The sequence below is a fragment of the Polaribacter sp. R2A056_3_33 genome, from assembly GCF_019278485.1.
GTDB lineage: Bacteria > Bacteroidota > Bacteroidia > Flavobacteriales > Flavobacteriaceae > Polaribacter.
Genome location: NZ_CP058984.1, coordinates 3,903,607 through 3,922,525 on the forward strand (window position 1 = coordinate 3,903,607; position 18,919 = coordinate 3,922,525).

An 18,919-nucleotide genomic window follows, 5' to 3' on the forward strand; every position below is an offset into this window, starting at 1 on the left:
ATGAAAAATAACCGTAACATAAAACCGAAAGTGCTTTTTTTTGATGTAAATGAAACTCTATTAGATCTTACCAAAATGAAAAAACAAGTAGGTGACGCTTTGGGTGGAAAAGACGAATTGCTTCCCTTATGGTTTACAACAATGTTACAGTATTCATTAGTAACATCCGCAAGCGGAGATTATAAACCTTTTGGACAAATTGGTGCTGCAGCTTTGCAAATGGTAGCTGCTAATAATGGCATTACCATCTCAGAAGAAAATGCAAGAGAGGTAATTGTAAATGCCATGCAAAACCTACCTCCTCACCCAGAAGTAAAAGAAGCATTGCTTCAATTAAAACAAGCGGGTTACAAATTAGTGGCGTTTACAAACTCATCCACCGAAGGTTTAAAAAATCAATTTGAGAATGCTGGTTTAACCGATTTTTTTGATGAACAATTAAGTGTTGAAGAAACCGGGAAGTTTAAACCCTTTACAGAGACTTACCTTTGGGGAGCATCAAAAATGGATGTAAATCCAGAAGAGTGTATGTTAATTGCAGCACATGGTTGGGATGTATATGGAGCAATGAGCGCCGGTTTAAGAGCTGCTTTTGTAGCGAGACCTGGTCAACAATTATTTCCATTAGCGCCTAAAACAGAAATTATAGAAAACGATTTAAAAAAAGTAGCAGATATTCTAGTAACTTATAAATAAAAAGGGATTTAAGGTAACATGGAGGTAAAAGAAGTCAATATAAAAAAGATAGCAAAATATTGCCTAGAAAATGTATTTAGAACAAATACGGATTTACCTGGCTTTGTGTACCTTGACTTTGGAGAAAATAGAACCTCACCCGAACTTAGAGCTATTATGGTTGCGCTAAAAAATGAATTATCCGCTTTTACATTAAAGAAATTCAATAAAGAATTAAGTTATCATTGGTTGGTTCGTTTCGATCAACAAGTTAGCACACCTTTTCATCTAGATAATGCCGAAAATCAATCTTTTTTAATGCTAGGTTACGAACCAAGTGAAGTAGAAAGTGAATTGTATATAGCCGATTATCATAAGTATGCGAATGAGAATAAGGAGGTTTCAGAAGACTATCTTAAAAATTTTACGCCTGTATTTAAGGAAGATGAAACGATACTTAAACCCTATATTACCAAGCTAGCATCATTTGATAAACCTACTTATAAAATTGTTATAATTAATAATAGCAATCCAAAACAAAGCAGAGAAACCTTAGGTGTATTTCACAAAGCAAAAATTGTGAAACCCGATCTAAATAAAAGTAGAATAGTAAATTCAATGATTTTTAATATGTTATCAAAAGATAATAGTATTGAAGACCAGAAAAAAGAACATGCTTTTTTAAATACTGATATTATAAGCAAATAGTAATTATAACTTTAAATATTGAATTTAAATAAGCCTAAAAAAAACATAATATGACACAAAAATTAAAAATAGACATCGTTTCTGATGTTGTTTGTCCGTGGTGTACTATCGGATATAAACGTTTAGAAAAAGCAATTATAGAACTTGGTATTCAAGATAAAGTAGACATAGAATGGCAACCTTTTGAGTTGAACCCAAATATGCCCGCTGAAGGTCAGAATGTAAACGAACATATTACAGAAAAATATGGTTCTACAACCGAGCAACAAAAAGAATCGAAGCAAATGATGACCGAAGCTGGTGCAGAATTAGGTTTTAAATTTGATTATTTTGACGAAATGCGCATGGTAAATACCTTTGATGCACATGTTTTATTAGAATACGCTAAGATTTTTAACAAACAAACTGAATTAAAAATGCGTTTAACAGCATCTTTTTTCGGCGAACGTAAAGACGTTTCTAAAAGAAATGTTTTAAAACAGGCTTTATTAGAAGTTGGTTTAAATGCAGAAGAAGGACTTGCTAAATTAGATATTGAATCTGCAAGAAGCGAAGTAAGAGCCAAACAAGATTATTGGAAAAATTTAGGAGTTAATTCTGTACCAACTATTGTTTTTAATAGAAAAAGTGCGGTAACAGGTGCACAACCTGTAGACACTTTTAAACAAGTACTTACAGAATTAATGAAAGAACAAGAATAGTTTATAAAATTAACTAATGTCAGTTCGAGCGCAGTAGAGAACTATTTAATTATTAAATAGTTCTCTACTTATGCTTGTCTTACGCAGAGTCTAAAGACCCAACAAGATATATTGCTTCTATTTAAACTAAAATAATCGATGCAATTAAGTATAATTTATTAGACAAAATAATATCTTAAAAAGATACCTATGGAATCAAAAAAAAATAAAGGAGAATTAGATGCATTATTAGCGGCAAAACGTAAAGAAGGTGCAGCTAAATTCACCAAAGAAAAGAATAAAATTTATGCAGACGGAATTACAAGTGTAGCAAATTCTGGCATACTTGAAAAAGCTTTAAATGTAGGAGATAAAGCTCCTGATTTTAACCTGAAAAATGCTTTAAACGAATCTGTATCTCTATATGATGAATTAAAAAACGGACCGGTAGTTTTAACATGGTACAGAGGTGGCTGGTGTCCGTATTGTAACATCACATTACATTATTTACAAGAAAAGTTACCAGAATTTCAACAAGCAGGTGCAACACTTATAGCTTTAACGCCTGAGTTGCCAGATAATTCTTTAAGCACATCCGAAAAAAACAATTTAGAATTTAATGTTTTAAGTGATGTTGGTAATACCGTCGGAAAAGAATATGGTGTTGTTTTTAAACTAACTGATGAAGTTGCCGAAATTTATGAAGCTGGTTTTGGTTTAAGTGATTTTAATGGAGATAAAAATAACGAGTTGCCATTAGCTGCTACCTATGTTATTGATACCAACGGTGTAATTCAGTATGCATTTTTAGATGCTGACTATAGAGAAAGAGCAGAATCATCTGACATATTAAACGCGTTAAACAAATTAAAATAAGACCAAAAGTCTTATTTTTTTTTATCAGTAAAAAAAGCTATTTCTTTTAAAATCTTAACAAAACTGTAGTACCGTTTACAATCGTATTTTATTAATTTTGAGGTTTATCAATAACCAAATAAAACATTTATGCATACAACCAAAATCATCTTAATTGCTTTTAGTTTCTTATTCTTTTCTTGTGGAAATAAAAAAACAAATTCAGAAGTAAAATCAGAAATAAGTACAGAAAAAGAAACTCCAATTACCTTTAAAAACAAAGGACACGAATTGGTCTACAACACCGTACAAAAAACGGGGAATTACCAAACACTTGGAGCTAAAAAAGATGTGGTTTACACCTACTCTTACCAAACTCCAGATGGGAAAACAGATATTTCTACAGAAAAATATATTTTTGATGGAGAACTTTCTTACGGAGCATATACAAAGCATGAAAGAACTTTAACAGACTTAAAAGGTAAAGTAGAACAAGGCTATGACGGAAATGAATATTGGTTAAAAAATAATGGAGAAATCATAACAGATTCGGCAGCCTTAAAAAAAGTTGCGTTTAACAGACCTACAAATTTTTACTGGTTCTGTATGATTCAAAAATTATTAGATCCTAGTGTACAATATCAATATATAAACGAGCAAACAATTGAAGGAACAGTTTATGATGTTGTTAAAATTACCTTTGATGGTAGTAATAACAAGCCAAAAGATATTTACCAAGTATACATCAATAAAGAAACTAAAATGATAGATCAGTTTCTATTTACTGTGATGGATTTTGCAAAGTCAGATCCTCTTTTAATGCAACTGAAATATGAAAATATAGAAGGTATTTTAATCCCTACACAACGTAAATACAAAGCGTCTAATTGGGATGCAGAAGTTACAGATGCTCCTTGGATTCAAGTAAACTGGACCAATATTAAATTTAATAACGGTTTACAAAAAGAACTGTTTAAAAAATAAACCAACACACGAAAATCAATTTTACAAATAACCCCTTCAGATTTAAAAATTTGAAGGGGTTTTTCTTACGCTAAAAAAAAAAGTCTTTGCTAAATTAGATTTAACAAAGACTCTTTAAAATATTGAAAAAAATTACGTTATGCTGTAATTTCAGTATCTTTAATTTCTACTACTTCAAGATCAAAAACAAGATCTCTACCTGCTAAAGGATGATTACCATCAATAACAACGCTATTATCTTTAACTTCAACAATCATTAAATTCATTTCTTGTCCTTCTGGAGACTTAGAAACCAATCCCATACCAACTTTTGGCTCCATATCTTGTGGAAGATTAGCTCTATCAATTTCTTGAATCAATTGATCATTTACCTCACCATACGCTTCTTCTTTAGCGATAGTAATAGTTTTCTTTTCATTCACTTTCATGTCAATTAAACCTTGCTCAAAACCAGGAATTAATTGTCCTTGTCCTAAAACAAATTCTATTGGCTCTTTTCCTTCAGACGTATCAAAAACTTGTCCATCAGATAATTTACCTGTATAATGTACTTTTACTGTGTTATTCGCTTTTACTTGACTCATACTATAATTAATTTGAAAAAATAGGCGTTGCATAATTCTTACACAAAAACTATTTTAATTTAAACTTACAAACCATTCGCTGCCATAACCAAGCCAAAACCCAGAATTTTAATGCCATTTTCTTTAATTCGCTACATTTACAAACAAAAAATAAAGTGCTATCTCTCTTATAGTAGTAATCTACAAGCTTTCTTTTTTTTTATAAATAAAAAGGTTGTGTAATATTGAAACCGCAACTTTGTCAGTTTTTACTTAAAATTAAGATTATTTTATGACAGTTTTGTTATTAACAGGAAGCTTTAATTTTCAATAAAAAGGAGAAATCTCATAAATATTTTCAAATTTATAGTATCATCGTGTAGGTTTTCTCCTTACGTCGGATGACAAATTGGAATGGTTCTTTTTTAGGTTGATTAATAATCAACTACTTTTAATAAGTAAAAACCTTAAAACCTCATATCATTTTTGATTATTCACAAAAGTACTCTCAGAATTTTGTGGTTGGTAACAATTTACTAAATTAGTTACTTGAAACATGCAACAAACCATATACTAAACAAATTTAAAAAGCCTAAACCACTAACCAAAATGCCAACAAAAATTATAGACATTAACGAAGCTACGATAAAAAGTTATGTAGAATCATTAAGGCCAGAAGATTTAGAGATTAGAAAACAAATAGATATTGGCTATGCTTATGATGGTAAATCGGTAATTCTGTTTCAAATAAGACCAAAATGGGACAACCCAAAAGAGAAATTACAAATTGATTTCGCTAAAATTACGCGTATAAAGTCAAAAAAAATATGGAAACTATATTGGATGCGTGCCAGTGGAAAATGGGAACTCTATGAACCTTTTTCAGAATCTACACATCTAAATGAAATTGTAGCAATTATTAAAAAAGATAAACACAGTTGCTTTTTTGGATAATAGAAGCTTTTTCTAAATTGTACATATTTAATTTTAGAATAAATAATATGTCCTATTAAGCTCAGTCGAAACTTACTATAGTAATCAGTTAGTTCTCGACTGAGCTAGAACAGACAACCAAGAATGTTTCAATTACTATAAAAAAGAAGTTATTTAAATTCGAACCACCATTGAATACTACAAGACAACAAATAATTAGAGAAATTGCACAAGAATTAGATTGTGGTAGTGATTGCTACTATAATTTAAAAACAAATGAAATTATAGCAATTCCAGATTTTTCACAAGCATTTAATGAAGAAGAATTTAAAGAGGCTTTTGGTGAAGCTCTAGAAAAGTTAGAGCAGTATAAAACAGATTTCATAAAAATTGAATCCTTAGAAAGCTTTGAGTCCTTTAAAATAATGGAAGACTTTGCAGCACAATTAAACGACCTAAATTTTAAGATAGAATTACAAGCTATTTTACAAAGGCAAAAACCCTTTCAGAATTTTAAACATCAAATAGATCAATCTAATTTTAGACAAAACTGGTTCGATTTTAAACAGCATGAGCTTGAGAAAATAGTTGCAAAAAGATTACATTAATCAAATGATGACTAAAGATTTTATAGAAACCTTAAATATAATTTGTTAAGATTATTCGGGGGTAATACTGAAAAGGGAAATATTTGCTTTGGCTAAAGATTATGTAGAAACACTTGTTTCTCAGATTATCAAGCTATAAAAAAAAAAAAATGAAAATCCTAAATTGGATGCCGTTTCCATCTTAGATTGGAAAACTACAGGTAAAAAAACTTCCGAAGAAGAAAAGAAAGAATTATATTATGCATATATAAACAACTGGAATTTGGCAGATAGCGTTACTCTATAGGAAAATTTTACATCGAAACCATAAAACATTTCTTAAACTTAAAATAAGGAAAAATTTATAGCAAAATCCTATAGACCTATTTAACCTTAAATTTTTAGATTATTGTTAATTCAAAATTTATAGCGAGTTCATCGCAAGTTTTTTAAATAGAAAGCATCTTAATACATAGTCCTTTTAATTAAAAAAGGATTTTTCAATCAATATTATTATATGAAATCCAACCAATTCAAAGCACTTGTTTTAAGCTCATTTTTTATCGTTTTAACTTCTTGTAGTGAAGATACCAATTCCGATTTAACCACTAGCGATGCGGTAACCATATCTGTAGAAAGTAGTAATTTTATAACAGAAGGATTAGCAACACCTATAACCATTGAAAGCAGAACATTATCTGATGGTTCAACAGCAGATTGTTATAAAATAGTAGTTACGGGTACACCTACAGATCATGAAATGGGACCTTGGTGTCCGAGTAATATTTCTGATGATGCTACTGCAGGTGGAATTTGGCTTGAAAACGGAGAAGTTTATGATGTAGATGGCGCTTTTGTTCAGAATTTAGCTACTTTTTACAATGATGATACTTGGATGTTATATAACGCTACCACAGGAGAAATTACAAAAACAAGCACAGAAACAGAATGTGAAGAAGCTGCAAACCCAAATGTTGGCGCAGAATATAAAAATTATTGCGTAGAGTGTTTACCTTCTTATGTAGAAGACCTAACGCACACTTATTATATACCTGTTACTCCTAAAATAGCAGACACTCCTTATGTATTTTCTACCGGACCTGGTGGAGGCCCAGGAACAGCTATTAGTACTGTACCTTCTAATAGAGGTTTGGCATTTAATGGTGTTGTTTTTGATGCTCCGGCACCAACAGATAATATTTTAAGTGCCTATACTTTAGCGCCTTTTGATGATGCTGGCGGACATATTAATTTAGCTGCTGGTTATCATTATCATGCAGCAACCGGACTTTCGAAAAAAATAACTCAAACAGATGATCATGCTGCAATGATTGGTTATGCTTTAGATGGATATGGTATCTTTGAAAACACGGATGAAAACGGAAATGAAGCTACAGGTTTAGATGATTCTAGAGGTCATTATGATGACACTAGAGGATATCATTATCATGTAGACAAAGCTGGTAATAATAATTTTATCGATGGTTTAAGAGGGGAATATGCATTATAAAAAAATGATTAAAAACTTTTCTGTATTAATGATATTTCTGTTAATGAGCAATACGTTATTTGCACATCAACCAGATTTATCTAATATCGTAATTTCTAAGACCGATAATGGGCAAGTTATTTTACAAATAAATAGTTCCTTAACTGCTTTTCAGCAGGAAGTCAACTTTGTAAATGGCGAAGGTTTTTATAAATCTCCAGAAGAATTTAGAAACCTAGTTATCAAGCACTTTAACAGTCGTTTTTCTATGATTATCAACAAGAAGGACACCTTACAATTTAAGAATCCAAAGGTATTTTTAGGTCATGAAACAAAACTAGTTGTAGAAATTATCGGTCTTCCAGAAACCATAAACTCCATTCAATTAAAAAACACTTTGTTTAAAGATATTTACCACAGCCAATCTATAGTTATTTTTTTATTAGAACAATTTCCAACACAAAAATTCTCTTTAGATGTTGATAATAAATATCAAATAAATTTAGCGCTTAAAAAAGGTAATTGGGAAAATATCTTAGAAGAAAAAATGACTTCTAATTTTAAATATGTGGGCTATTTTGCAATTTTATTAGTAATTTCAGTAGTATTTCTAGTTATTAAAAGAAAAAAAACTGTAAAATAAAAAATATAATAACACTTGCTATAAAAGATAAAATCATTACTAATATGAAAAAATATAATTTAAAACTCTTAACAATTATTCTATTTCTTGTTGGACTTTCTGCTTGTAAAAGTAATAGTGAAAGTAAGAAGAAAATTACTCAAGACAAAGTAACAATTTCTGTGAATAGTAATTATTTCTTACCTGGTGGATTAGCAGAACCTATTACAATAGTAACAAGAACATTGTCTGACGGTTCTACCGCAGATTGTTATAAAATTATAGCAACAAACACACCAACAGACCATGCAATGGGACCTTGGTGTCCTACAAATATTTCTGATGATGCAAGCGCTGGTGGTATTTGGTTAGAAGACGGAAAAGTATATGATGTAGATGGCGAATTTGTAAAAAACTTAGCCACTTTTTATAAAGATGATACCTGGATGCTTTACAATAACGAAACAGGAGAAATTACAAAAACAACTACTAAGGAAGAATGTGAAGAAGCTGCAAACCCAAATGTTGGAGAAGAATATAAAAACTATTGTGTAGAGTGTTTGCCTTCTTATGTTTCAGATGTAACCCATACCTATTACATTCCTGTTACTCCTAAAAAAGCAGCGACTCCTTATACTTTTTCTAGAGGTGGTAGAGGCGCTGGTGGTCCTCCTCCAGGAGGAAAAAGACCAGAAGGAGGTGAAAGACCTCCAAGACCAGAAAGACGTCCCGAAAATAGTTCTACAATGCCTTCTAGCAGAGGTTTGGCTTTTAATGGTGTTGTTTTTGATGCTCCTGCGCCAACTGATAACATTTTAAGTGCTTATACTTTAGCTCCGTTTGATGATGCAGGCGGACATATTAATTTAGCGGCCGGATATCATTACCATGCTGCAACAGGTGTTTCTAAAAAAATTATACAAGCAGATAATCATGCCCCAATGATTGGCTATGCTTTTGACGGATACGGAATCTTTGCAAACACAGATGTTAACGGAAAAGAAGCTACGGACTTAGATGAATCTAGAGGTCATTATGATGAAACAAGAGGATATCATTACCATGTAGATAAAGCAGGTAATAATAATTTTATCAATGGTTTACGAGGAGAATATGCTTTGTAAAAATCTGATATAAAATATTTTATTCTTAATACTAAATTTTCAACAAGCCCAAGCCAACAACTTGGGCTTGTTTAATTTTATAATAGACCTATCTCCTATTCCTAAAATAAGTCTTCTTAATAATTACAAAAAGGTCTTTTTGATTTCTACTTTTTCACTCAAAAAAGTTAATTTAGCTTTTAAGCGATTCATTTGTTGTATCAAGGATTATTTTCGGTTTTAAAGCCAGATTTAATATTGATAAAACAGAATTTCTTAATTACAAATTGAAAAATAAAATGAAAATACTACATACTGCCGATTGGCATTTAGGACATAGATTACACGAACAATCTCAGTTTGAAGAACAATCATTATTTTTAAGTTGGATTGAAACCTATATCATAGAACAAAAGATTGATTTGCTTTTAATTTCTGGTGATGTTTTTGACACTGGTTCTCCATCTAACCAAAGTTTAGAAATGTATTACAGTTTTTTAGTAAAACTAAACGGAACCACTTGTAAATCGATTATTATTACTGGCGGAAATCATGATTCTCCAGGGACTTTAAATGCACCAAAACATATATTAGGTGCTTTGTCTATAAAAGTGGTTGGTAAAGCAACCGAAGACATTAAAGATGAAGTTTTCGAAATTGAAATAAACAACGAAAAAGTAATTATTGCTGCGGTTCCTTATTTGCGTGATGGTGATATTAGACGTGCAGTTGCCGGTGAAACTTTTGATGAATTAACAGATAAATATAAAACAGCATTAATTAACCATTATGTCTCTGCTGCAGACCAATGCAAACTTATAAACACCAACAAAGCGCCTGTTATTGCTATGGGACATTTGTTTGCAACAGGCGGAACAATTTCTGATAGTGAACAAAATATTTATGTAGGAACTTTAGGACATATTGGTGCAGAAGATTTCCCTACCTATTTTGATTATATCGCCTTAGGGCATTTACACAGACCACAAATAATTGGCGGAAATGACAAAGTCCGTTATTCTGGATCTCCAAATATTTTAAGTTTTAGCGAAATTAATTATGACAAAAAAGTAATTATTTTATCGGTAGAAAACAATAAGATTACTGAAATAAAAGATGATGTAATTCCTAATTTTAGAGAGTTTTACAAACTCACAGGTAGTTTAGAAGAATGCATGTCTAAATTTTCTAGTTTGACTTCTAATTCGTACAATTTAACGCCTTGGGTAGAGATTGCTTTAAAGGAAGACCATACAGTTAACACAGACGATTTAAAGTCTGAAGCAGCACAATATCCATTTGAAATATTAAAAATAGGATTGAAAAATCAGCGGAAAGTTAAAGGAATTGAAGAGTTGTTGGAGAACACAAAATCAATTAAAGAGTTATTACCCACAGAGGTTTTTAAATTAAAATGTGAAGAGATGGACTATGATTTAGAAAAAAGACCTGAAGTTTGGGATGCTTTTAATGAAATATTACAATCCGTTAAAAAACAATAAGGCAGCTTCTCTATGAAAATTTTAAAGATAGAATTACAAAACATAAATTCCTTAAAATCAGATACTCCTATTGTTATCGATTTTGAAAACGAACAATTTAGAGATGTCGGTTTGTATGCAATTACAGGATCTACAGGTGCAGGAAAAACCACTATTTTAGATGCCATCACAATTGCCTTATATCATAACGTTCCGCGTTTTAGCGGATCAAAAGGTACTTTGTTAGATGTTGTAAGTCATGGTGCACATGATGCTTTTAGTCGGGTTACTTTTAAAAATGACACCACCGTTTACGAGGCTTTTTGGGGAATTAGAATTGCTGATAAAAAAGGAAAAGCATATAAAAACCCGAAGGAAGAAGTCAGTTTAAAAAACTTGACCACAGACACCATTTTAGCGACTCAAAAACGGAATTTAATTACCGAAGTAGTTAATGCTACGCAATTAGATTACAATCAGTTTTTAAGATCTGTAATGTTGGCACAAGGAGAATTTGCTTCGTTTTTAACAGCTAAAGGTCCAGAAAAAGGTAAGTTATTAGAGCAAATTACTGGCGAACAGATTTATAAAAAAATTGGTCAAGGTATTTTAGATCGGAAATCTGAGGAAGAAAAAAAACTAAGAGAAATTGAAGCAAAAATTAATGCGGATGATATTTTAAATGATGACGCTAAGGCTAATTTAATTACTGAAGATAAAACGTTAGACGTTGATATTAAACTTACCGAAACAGCGATAAAGTCTTCTCAAAAAATTGTGGATTGGTATGTTAGTTTTCTAAAATTAACAAAAGAAGGTGAAGAGTATGAAGAGAAATCTAAAAGTGTTCAATCTTTTGTTGAGAAACACAAACTAGCATTAGATCAATTGGCTTTACATGAAAAAGCATTGCCTTTTAAAGAGTTGATAACAGATTTGAATAAAACAGCTAAAGAAACTGTTTTAAAAGAAAATCAACTTAAAGAAATTGAAAAAACACTAACAGAATTAAAACCTCAAATACTTCTTTTAGAAAAACAAACCAAAGCAGACACTAAAAATTTAGAAGTCGCAGAAAAAGATTTTGCGGAATGGTTGCCAAAGTTTGATACCATTACAAATTTAGACGCTGCTTTAAAAAACGAACTTACTGTAAAAGAAAAAGCTTCTGAGAGCTTAGTTAAACTTGAGTTAGAAATCAAAAAAGCATCCGAAGACAAGAGTAAATTAGTCAACAGTTTTAATGAGACTACAAATCAAATTAAAACAAAAGAAAGTTTTATAAAACAAAACGATTTTTTAAGATCTGTTGCCTTAGAAATAACCGATTGGAGAACAGATTTATCAACTTTAAAAACCCATAAAGAAGCGATTGCAAAAAGCAATTTATTAGTTGATCAAAAGGAAAAAGAGGTTACTAAAACTACTGAAAACTTAAAAGAAAACAAGAGTTCTTTTCAAGAGAAATCAGCAGCAATAAAAGTTATTGGCGAAAAAATTGCAGCACTAAACAAAGAGTTAGAGAAAAATACATTAAGTGATTTATTAGCGTTAAAAGAAAAATACAATCAGTCTGAAAATAACTGGAAACAGTTTAAAATTTTTGCAGAACAACATCAAAAAATTACAAAAGATAAAACTGATTTAGAAAGAGATGAGAAAAAATATATAAACGATCTAAAAGAAATTACTGATAAAATAATCGCTTTGCAAAAAGTGCTTGAAAATCAGGAGAAATTAGTTATTGATGCTACTAAAATATTAGATTTAGAGCGAAGCGTGGCTAAATATAAGGAGGATAGAAATCGTTTAATAAAAGGAGAGCCTTGTAGTTTATGTGGTTCAAAAGAACATCCATACACAGAGCATTTACCAACAATAAACGTATCGGAATCTGAAATAGAATTAATCAAAAGAAAGGAAGATTTAAAAAAGTTAAACGAAGAAAAATCACTTTTTAATACTAAAAAAACAACAATACAAACTCGCATAGAAAATTTTCAAGAACAAATTAAAGGTAAAGAAACCGAATTATCTTTAATAAATTCTAAAATAAATGAGTTATCAATTGTTTGTGAATTAACTGATTTTGAAAAAGTTGAAATTGAATTACTTTCCCTTAAAAATAAGTTAGCTGAAATTAACACTAGTTTAAAAAAAACTCAACAATTACAGATAGATAAAGATCAATTATCTAAAGAGATTCAAAAACAGCAAGAAGCAATCAATCAATTAAAAACAACAATTGCAACATTAGAAGAAAAAAATAAAAATGCAAAAGAAGTAATTCTTCAAGAAGAAAAATCGATTCAAGAATTAAATGCACATTGTACAAAATTAGAGAATAGCTTAACAATAAAACTCTCTAAATATAAATATCAACTTCCTATTCTTTCGGAAATCAATCTATTTTTAAAAGAAATAGATGAAAACATTGCACTTTTTAACAAAGCAGAGAGAAGTTTAGACGCATTAAAATCAGAAAGTAAGATTCTAAACACAAAAATAGAAAACCTTAAAGATCTGTTAGAAAATCATGCTAAAAACAAAGTTGTTTTTGCTGAAACAATTAAAGATGCAACAACAAAACAGCAGAAATTAACAACAGAAAGAATTGCTATTTTACCAATTGATATTTCGGTAGAAAGCAAAAGAAATCAGCTACAAAAAGCTAAAAACACCTTTGTAGAAAAAGCAAAATTGAGTAATGAATCCTTACAAAACTTACTCAATACTAAAACAAAACAAGAAACTTTACAGGTAAATATTACAACTGATTTAAGAAGTTTATCAATTAAAAAATCTGACTTTATAAAAATACTCAATGCTAAATTAAAAGACAGTGAGTTTACATCAAAAGAAAACATTGAAACAGCATTACTAACCGAAGAAATAGCGAATGAGTATAAAAAGAATAAAGAACGCATAAAGGAAAATCAACTTAAAATAAAGACCTTAAAAGAAGAACATGCTAAGGATCTAAAGTTATTACAAGAAACCAAAAATTTTGAAACTTCTGAATCTGAAAGCAAACAAATTTTAATCGATTTAAAGACTAAAAAAGATGCGTTGTTAACTGCTAAAGGTAAAATTGTAGAAGCTTTTAGAAAAGACAAAGAAATAAAAGATAGAAACCAAGAAACGTATAAAAAGATAGATGCTCAAGATAAAATTTGTAAAGTTTGGAAAGAACTTTTTAAAATTATAGGAAACTCTAAAGATGCATTTAACGTCTATGTACAGCGTTTAACGTTAAAACATTTATTAGATCTTGCCAATGTGCATTTGTATCAATTAAATAAGCGTTATTCTTTAAAAATGGAAGATTCTTACAAGCCAAAAGAAGAGCTTAATTTTAATTTGATAGACCATTATCAAACAGATCAAGCGAGATTAGTAGATACTTCTAGTGGTGGAGAAAAGTTTATTATTAGTTTGGCCTTGGCCTTAGGATTGTCTGATTTAGCCAGCAAAAATGTAAAAATAGATTCTCTTTTTATTGATGAAGGATTCGGAACTTTAGATAGTAATACCTTAGAAACCGTAATTTCTACTTTAGAAACCTTGCAATCTCAAGGAAAAATGATTGGAATTATATCTCACGTAGAAAACTTAAAAGAACGTATTCCTACTCAGATTCAAATTAGAAAGAAAAGTAACGGAGTTAGTAAAGTTGAAATAATATAGTTAAGCTTCTTTACTTGTAAAACTTTCTAATAATACAAAAGTATTCTAATTATGTAAAAAAGCTCACGTATATACGTGAGCTTTTATATATATTCAATAAAATTTATCCTCTCGAAGAAATAAAACAGAACTTTTTATAATCTGTTTAATAAATCAGATTTCTTATTTTCAAATTCTTCAACAGAAAGAATTCCTTTGTCTTTTAAACCTGCTAATTTTTCAATTTTTACAAAAATATCTTCTTCAAAAACACTATTGTTATTTACAGCTTCTATTGGAGCATTAACTGGTGCAACAATGTTTTCTACAACATTTTTTTGAGCTTCGTTATTCTGAATCGGTTGTGATTTCTGTACGCCATAACTACCAGAAACAATTGGCAAAGAACCTAAATTTACATTACCATATTGACTTGTAAAGGTTACAGAATAATTACCTCCTTGTTGTTGTCCAACACCACCAATATTGTTATCTAAAGTATCAAATACGGTTACTTTTCCATTCTCTTGAATTGCCAAACGGTGAATGTCATTAAAAATAGCATAACTAGTTCCGTTTTGACTACCTGTAGAATTCGGAAATCCTAAATCTCCCCACCAGTTACCAGAAAAACCACCTTGTCCGTGTTCTGTTTTTGGTAAAGGTTTGTATTGGATAGCTCTTTGTTGAATTAAATTTGATAAATCCATACAAAGTCCATCTACTAAATATTTAAGATTATTATTAAACATATCACCAACCATTGTCATACCTCCTTGCATCCACTGGCCTCCACCACCTAACTCAGCTATATTAAACTGTGCCATTGTACCATTGCTATTCATCAAACAAAATGTTAAATCAGTAACAGCATTTGTACTTATTCCATATTTATTGGCTACGTTTACTATATTTTGAAAACTAGCTTCTGTAAATGTTGCATTCATATTTTTTTTGTGTATTTCTTTATTTAATTAAAAATAACTGTAAAACAATTTTATTACAAAGGTAGTCTATAGCAATATCAATAGACGTTTTTTAATGTGAATTCTTCGTGATTTAAAAACACTATTTACATGAAAACAAATACATTAGCTCTTTGTTTTATGTTTGTTATAATGACAAAAAAGTATTGTTAAAAACAACAATTTACCGATATTAACCTTAATTTTTGATAAAATAACATACAAATTAAATTATAGTAATAAATCTAGCTTGTTAAAAAAATAAAAATAAAATTACAAATTTTAAACTTTTTTACTCTAGCTTAAATTTGATTACTTATTTTCTTCTTTTAATCACCCAAAAAGCAATAATAATTTTAATTACAAAGGGAGGTTGATTGCAAATAGAGGTAAAAAAATCTTATAAATTAAGATTGCATTGGAATTTCTGGAAGTTTATTTTTAAAACTTGGTGCGTTGTCTCTATAAGAAACTAATTTCTTTTTAGAAACAAGCACGATTAAATCTTCACTTAACGTAAATAAACAGGCTGTTCTAAAAGTTTCTAAGAGTAATTTTTCTAATTCAACAGTAAGTGTCTCAAAAGAAAATTGTTTAAATTCATTCTCTTCTGCAAAACGGTATTTTAATTCAAAAATATCTTTACCATCCACCTTAAATAAACGGGCATAGACATTTAATAAACCTTCACTTTTTCGCATGGGTTTACTTAAAGTCAGTTTTACAAACTCATCTCTTGTTAAACTTTCTTGTAATGTTTCAAAAAAAACTTTAAAATCGCTCATGCTGCAAAAATATAAATAAGAAATTGTTAATTGTAGAATTACTTGCTAAAACATAGTGCTAACATTTTATATAATTCTGGATGTTTTCTCTGAAACAACTTTGGTCTTTCAAAAAAATATTCTCCAGCAACTGCTAGAAATTCAATTTCAGACGTTCCTCCATAACTTCTAATATCAGAAGCATTATTATTAATCGCTTCCATTTCTTTATGCACTAATTGCAACCAAGGTATAATATACTGCTTGTTTAACAAAACTGACGGAATACCATCCACAACACCATCTGCCTTGTCTAAAAGATGAATAAATTCATGTATGGCTGTATTGCCTTTATCTGTTTTATTGCTAAAACCAAGATGTAATGCTTTTCTAGATAAAATCATTTGCTTCTCGAATCTTCCCGTACCAACCAAACCACCAATAGTTCTCCCTTCTACTTGAGAATCAAACTGTAAATCATCATCAAAGTAATCCGGATAAATTAATACCGTAGATAAGTTCGTATACTTCCAATTTGGAAATCTAAAAACCGGAATTACAGCACTCGCAGCAATTAACAAAGTATCTAATTCTTCTAACTCAAAATGAACTGCTTCAATATTTGTTTCCTTTAAAAAGGAAACCATTTTAGCGCGAAACAATTCTTGTTCATCATCATTTAACTTTTTATAAAAAAGAACATTTTTTAATAATAGTTGATGCCAATGTTTTGGAACTTCTACTTTTTCTAACGGTATTATGGTCTTTTTTTTCTTAGATTTTAAACTAATGAATAAAATAAAAAGAAGTATTACGATAGTAATTATATAGAGCATTGTATATTTTTAAAGATAGGCAAACTACAAAAAAACAATAGACTTTACAGTAATTTTTAAACTACTTTATAGAGCTAACTTTTGTTTTTTTTAAATATTAGATACTTTAATAAAAAACTAAAGTGCATAAAAAAAGCTCAAGTTTAAAACTTGAGCTTTTAATTTTATATATATTTCTGCAGAGCAGAAATGAAAAATAATTTCTAAATTATCCTTTAAAAACAATTTTACGCATACGTAAGCTTTCTGGAGTTACTTCTAAGTACTCATCTGCTTTAATGTATTCCATGTTTTCTTCTAAAGAGAAATCAATTTTCGGTGCAATTTTCATAGCATCATCTGTACCAGATTTACGCATGTTTGTTAATTGCTTTCCTTTAATTAAGTTCACAGCCATATCATCAGATTTACTGTTCTCTCCAATTACTTGACCAACATAGATTTCTTGATTTACATCGATAAAGAAAACTCCTCTATCTTGTAAACGGTTTAATGCATATGCTGTTGCTTTACCAGCAGCAGAAGAAACGATTGCTCCTTTAACTTCTTCAGTAAAGTCTCCTTTATAAGGACCATATTCACTAAATCTGTGGTTAATAATAGCAGTACCACCAGTTGCAGTTAATATCTTGTTTCTTAAACCAATTAATCCTCTAGAAGGAATAGAAAATTCTAAGTGTTGTAAATCTCCTTTTGGTTCCATAACTAACATATCTCCTTTTCTAAGAGATACTAAGTTAATTGCTTTAGAAGCCATGTCTTCTGGTACATCGATAGACAAGGTTTCCATTGGCTCATGTTTCTTACCATCAATTTCTTTAAGAATTACTTGTGGTCTTCCCACTTGTAATTCATATCCTTCTCTACGCATTGTTTCAATCAATACAGATAAGTGTAAAACTCCACGTCCAAAAACGTTAAATTTATCTTCACTATCAGTTGTTTCAACTTTTAATGCAAGGTTTTTTTCTAATTCTTTAAATAAACGATCTCTTAAGTGACGAGATGTTACATATTTACCTTCTTTACCAAAGAAAGGAGAATTGTTAATTGTAAACAACATACTCATTGTAGGTTGGTCAATCTCTGTTCTTGGTAATGCTTCTGGGTTTTCTAAATCTGCAATTGTATCACCAATTTCAAATCCTTCAATACCAGTAATTGCACAGATATCTCCACAAGGTACTTTTTCTACTTGAATTTTACCCATTCCCTCGAAAATGTGTAATTCTTTAATTCTTACTTTTTTAGTAGAACCATCAGCTTTACATAAACTATATTCTTTACCAACTTCTAAGTCACCTCTAAAAACACGTCCAATAGCAATTCTTCCTGTAAATTTAGAAAAATCTAAAGAAGTAATTTGCATTTGTGGCGTACCTTCATTGTACTTAGTTGCAGGAATAGATTCTAATACAGCATCTAATAAAGGAACGATATCTTCAGTCTGGTTTTTCCAATCTGTACTCATCCAGTTGTTCTTTGCAGAACCATAAATTGTAGTAAAGTCTAATTGCTCTTCTGTAGCTTCTAAAGCAAACATTAAGTCAAAAACTTTTTCATGAACGATATCAGGAGTACAGTTTTCTTTATCTACTTTGTTAACAACTACAATAGGAGTTAATCCTAATTCTAAGGCTTTACCTAATACAAAACGAGTTTGTGGCATTGGTCCTTCAAATGCATCCACTAATAATAAAACACCATCAGCCATTTTTAATACACGCTCTACTTCTCCACCAAAATCGGCGTGACCAGGAGTATCAATTACGTTAATTTTTGTGTCTTTGTAGTGCACAGAAACGTTTTTAGAAAGAATTGTAATTCCTCTTTCACGTTCTAAGTCATTATTATCTAACAATAAATCTGTACGTTCTTTACGATCGTCTAAGATTTTAGCTTGATCTATAATTTTATCTACTAACGTTGTCTTTCCGTGATCGACATGGGCTATAATAGCGATATTTCTAATTGGTTGCATTTATGTATTCTTAAATTTCGTGCAAAA

At 30.1% G+C, this 18,919-nt stretch carries 18 protein-coding genes; 13 read left to right on the plus strand and 5 right to left on the minus strand.

Annotation, left to right across the window (positions count from 1 at the left end; genetic code table 11):
* The 5 genes from H0I29_RS16485 to H0I29_RS16505 all read left to right on the plus strand — a co-directional run bounded on the left by H0I29_RS16485 (position 1) and on the right by H0I29_RS16505 (position 3,902).
* Positions 1 to 696, plus strand: a complete 696-nt coding sequence (locus H0I29_RS16485) for a haloacid dehalogenase type II (RefSeq protein WP_218753420.1) — start codon at positions 1 to 3, stop codon at positions 694 to 696.
* Between the two features lie 18 nt (positions 697 to 714).
* A complete protein-coding gene (locus H0I29_RS16490) occupies positions 715 to 1,383 on the plus strand; it encodes a hypothetical protein (protein WP_218753422.1) in 669 nt (222 codons plus the stop codon).
* A 50-nt stretch (positions 1,384 to 1,433) separates the two neighbouring features.
* Complete coding sequence (locus tag H0I29_RS16495) at positions 1,434 to 2,084, plus strand: DsbA family protein (protein ID WP_218753424.1); 651 nt, start codon at positions 1,434 to 1,436, stop codon at positions 2,082 to 2,084.
* 189 nt (positions 2,085 to 2,273) lie between these two features.
* Positions 2,274 to 2,939: a peroxiredoxin-like family protein gene (locus H0I29_RS16500; protein ID WP_218730617.1), complete on the plus strand. Its 666-nt coding sequence runs from the start codon at positions 2,274 to 2,276 to the stop codon at positions 2,937 to 2,939.
* A 129-nt stretch (positions 2,940 to 3,068) separates the two neighbouring features.
* Complete coding sequence (locus H0I29_RS16505; RefSeq protein ID WP_218753426.1) at positions 3,069 to 3,902, plus strand: DUF6503 family protein; 834 nt, start codon at positions 3,069 to 3,071, stop codon at positions 3,900 to 3,902.
* Positions 3,903 to 4,039: 137 nt separating this feature from the next.
* Here H0I29_RS16505 and H0I29_RS16510 read toward each other — a convergent pair whose 3' ends face one another.
* On the minus strand, positions 4,040 to 4,486 hold the full coding sequence (locus H0I29_RS16510; RefSeq protein WP_218730619.1) for a peptidylprolyl isomerase: 447 nt from the start codon (positions 4,484 to 4,486) through the stop codon (positions 4,040 to 4,042).
* Between the two features lie 588 nt (positions 4,487 to 5,074).
* Between H0I29_RS16510 and H0I29_RS16515 the strand changes: the two genes are divergently transcribed.
* The 8 genes from H0I29_RS16515 to H0I29_RS16545 all read left to right on the plus strand — a co-directional run bounded on the left by H0I29_RS16515 (position 5,075) and on the right by H0I29_RS16545 (position 14,367).
* A complete protein-coding gene (locus tag H0I29_RS16515) occupies positions 5,075 to 5,419 on the plus strand; it encodes a DUF3024 domain-containing protein (protein ID WP_218730620.1) in 345 nt (114 codons plus the stop codon).
* A gap of 170 nt (positions 5,420 to 5,589) precedes the next feature.
* On the plus strand, positions 5,590 to 6,006 hold the full coding sequence (locus H0I29_RS16520; RefSeq protein WP_218753428.1) for a UPF0158 family protein: 417 nt from the start codon (positions 5,590 to 5,592) through the stop codon (positions 6,004 to 6,006).
* Positions 6,007 to 6,169: 163 nt separating this feature from the next.
* On the plus strand, positions 6,170 to 6,292 hold the full coding sequence (locus H0I29_RS18445) for a hypothetical protein (RefSeq protein WP_302850007.1): 123 nt from the start codon (positions 6,170 to 6,172) through the stop codon (positions 6,290 to 6,292).
* Positions 6,293 to 6,502: 210 nt separating this feature from the next.
* Positions 6,503 to 7,495: a YHYH protein gene (locus H0I29_RS16525; RefSeq protein ID WP_218753430.1), complete on the plus strand. Its 993-nt coding sequence runs from the start codon at positions 6,503 to 6,505 to the stop codon at positions 7,493 to 7,495.
* A 4-nt stretch (positions 7,496 to 7,499) separates the two neighbouring features.
* Positions 7,500 to 8,117 carry a hypothetical protein gene (locus tag H0I29_RS16530; protein ID WP_218753432.1) on the plus strand — a complete coding sequence of 206 codons (618 nt, stop codon included), beginning with the start codon at positions 7,500 to 7,502 and terminating at the stop codon, positions 8,115 to 8,117.
* Positions 8,118 to 8,161: 44 nt separating this feature from the next.
* Positions 8,162 to 9,220 carry a YHYH protein gene (locus H0I29_RS16535; protein WP_218753434.1) on the plus strand — a complete coding sequence of 353 codons (1,059 nt, stop codon included), beginning with the start codon at positions 8,162 to 8,164 and terminating at the stop codon, positions 9,218 to 9,220.
* A 278-nt stretch (positions 9,221 to 9,498) separates the two neighbouring features.
* Positions 9,499 to 10,701 (plus strand): exonuclease SbcCD subunit D C-terminal domain-containing protein, encoded by a 1,203-nt coding sequence (locus tag H0I29_RS16540; protein WP_218753436.1) that lies wholly within the window; start codon positions 9,499 to 9,501, stop codon positions 10,699 to 10,701.
* Between the two features lie 12 nt (positions 10,702 to 10,713).
* Entirely contained in the window at positions 10,714 to 14,367 is a 3,654-nt protein-coding gene (locus tag H0I29_RS16545) for an AAA family ATPase (RefSeq protein WP_218753438.1), read from the plus strand.
* 134 nt (positions 14,368 to 14,501) lie between these two features.
* Here H0I29_RS16545 and H0I29_RS16550 read toward each other — a convergent pair whose 3' ends face one another.
* The 4 genes from H0I29_RS16550 to typA form a co-directional block, all read right to left on the minus strand.
* On the minus strand, positions 14,502 to 15,293 hold the full coding sequence (locus H0I29_RS16550; protein WP_218753440.1) for an SHOCT domain-containing protein: 792 nt from the start codon (positions 15,291 to 15,293) through the stop codon (positions 14,502 to 14,504).
* A 425-nt stretch (positions 15,294 to 15,718) separates the two neighbouring features.
* A complete protein-coding gene (locus tag H0I29_RS16555) occupies positions 15,719 to 16,096 on the minus strand; it encodes a hypothetical protein (protein WP_218753441.1) in 378 nt (125 codons plus the stop codon).
* Positions 16,097 to 16,134: 38 nt separating this feature from the next.
* On the minus strand, positions 16,135 to 16,911 hold the full coding sequence (locus H0I29_RS16560; RefSeq protein WP_218753443.1) for a zinc-dependent peptidase: 777 nt from the start codon (positions 16,909 to 16,911) through the stop codon (positions 16,135 to 16,137).
* Between the two features lie 208 nt (positions 16,912 to 17,119).
* Positions 17,120 to 18,892, minus strand: coding sequence for a translational GTPase TypA (gene typA / locus H0I29_RS16565; RefSeq protein WP_218753445.1), 1,773 nt, complete (start codon positions 18,890 to 18,892; stop codon positions 17,120 to 17,122).
* Positions 18,893 to 18,919: the final 27 nt, after the last annotated feature.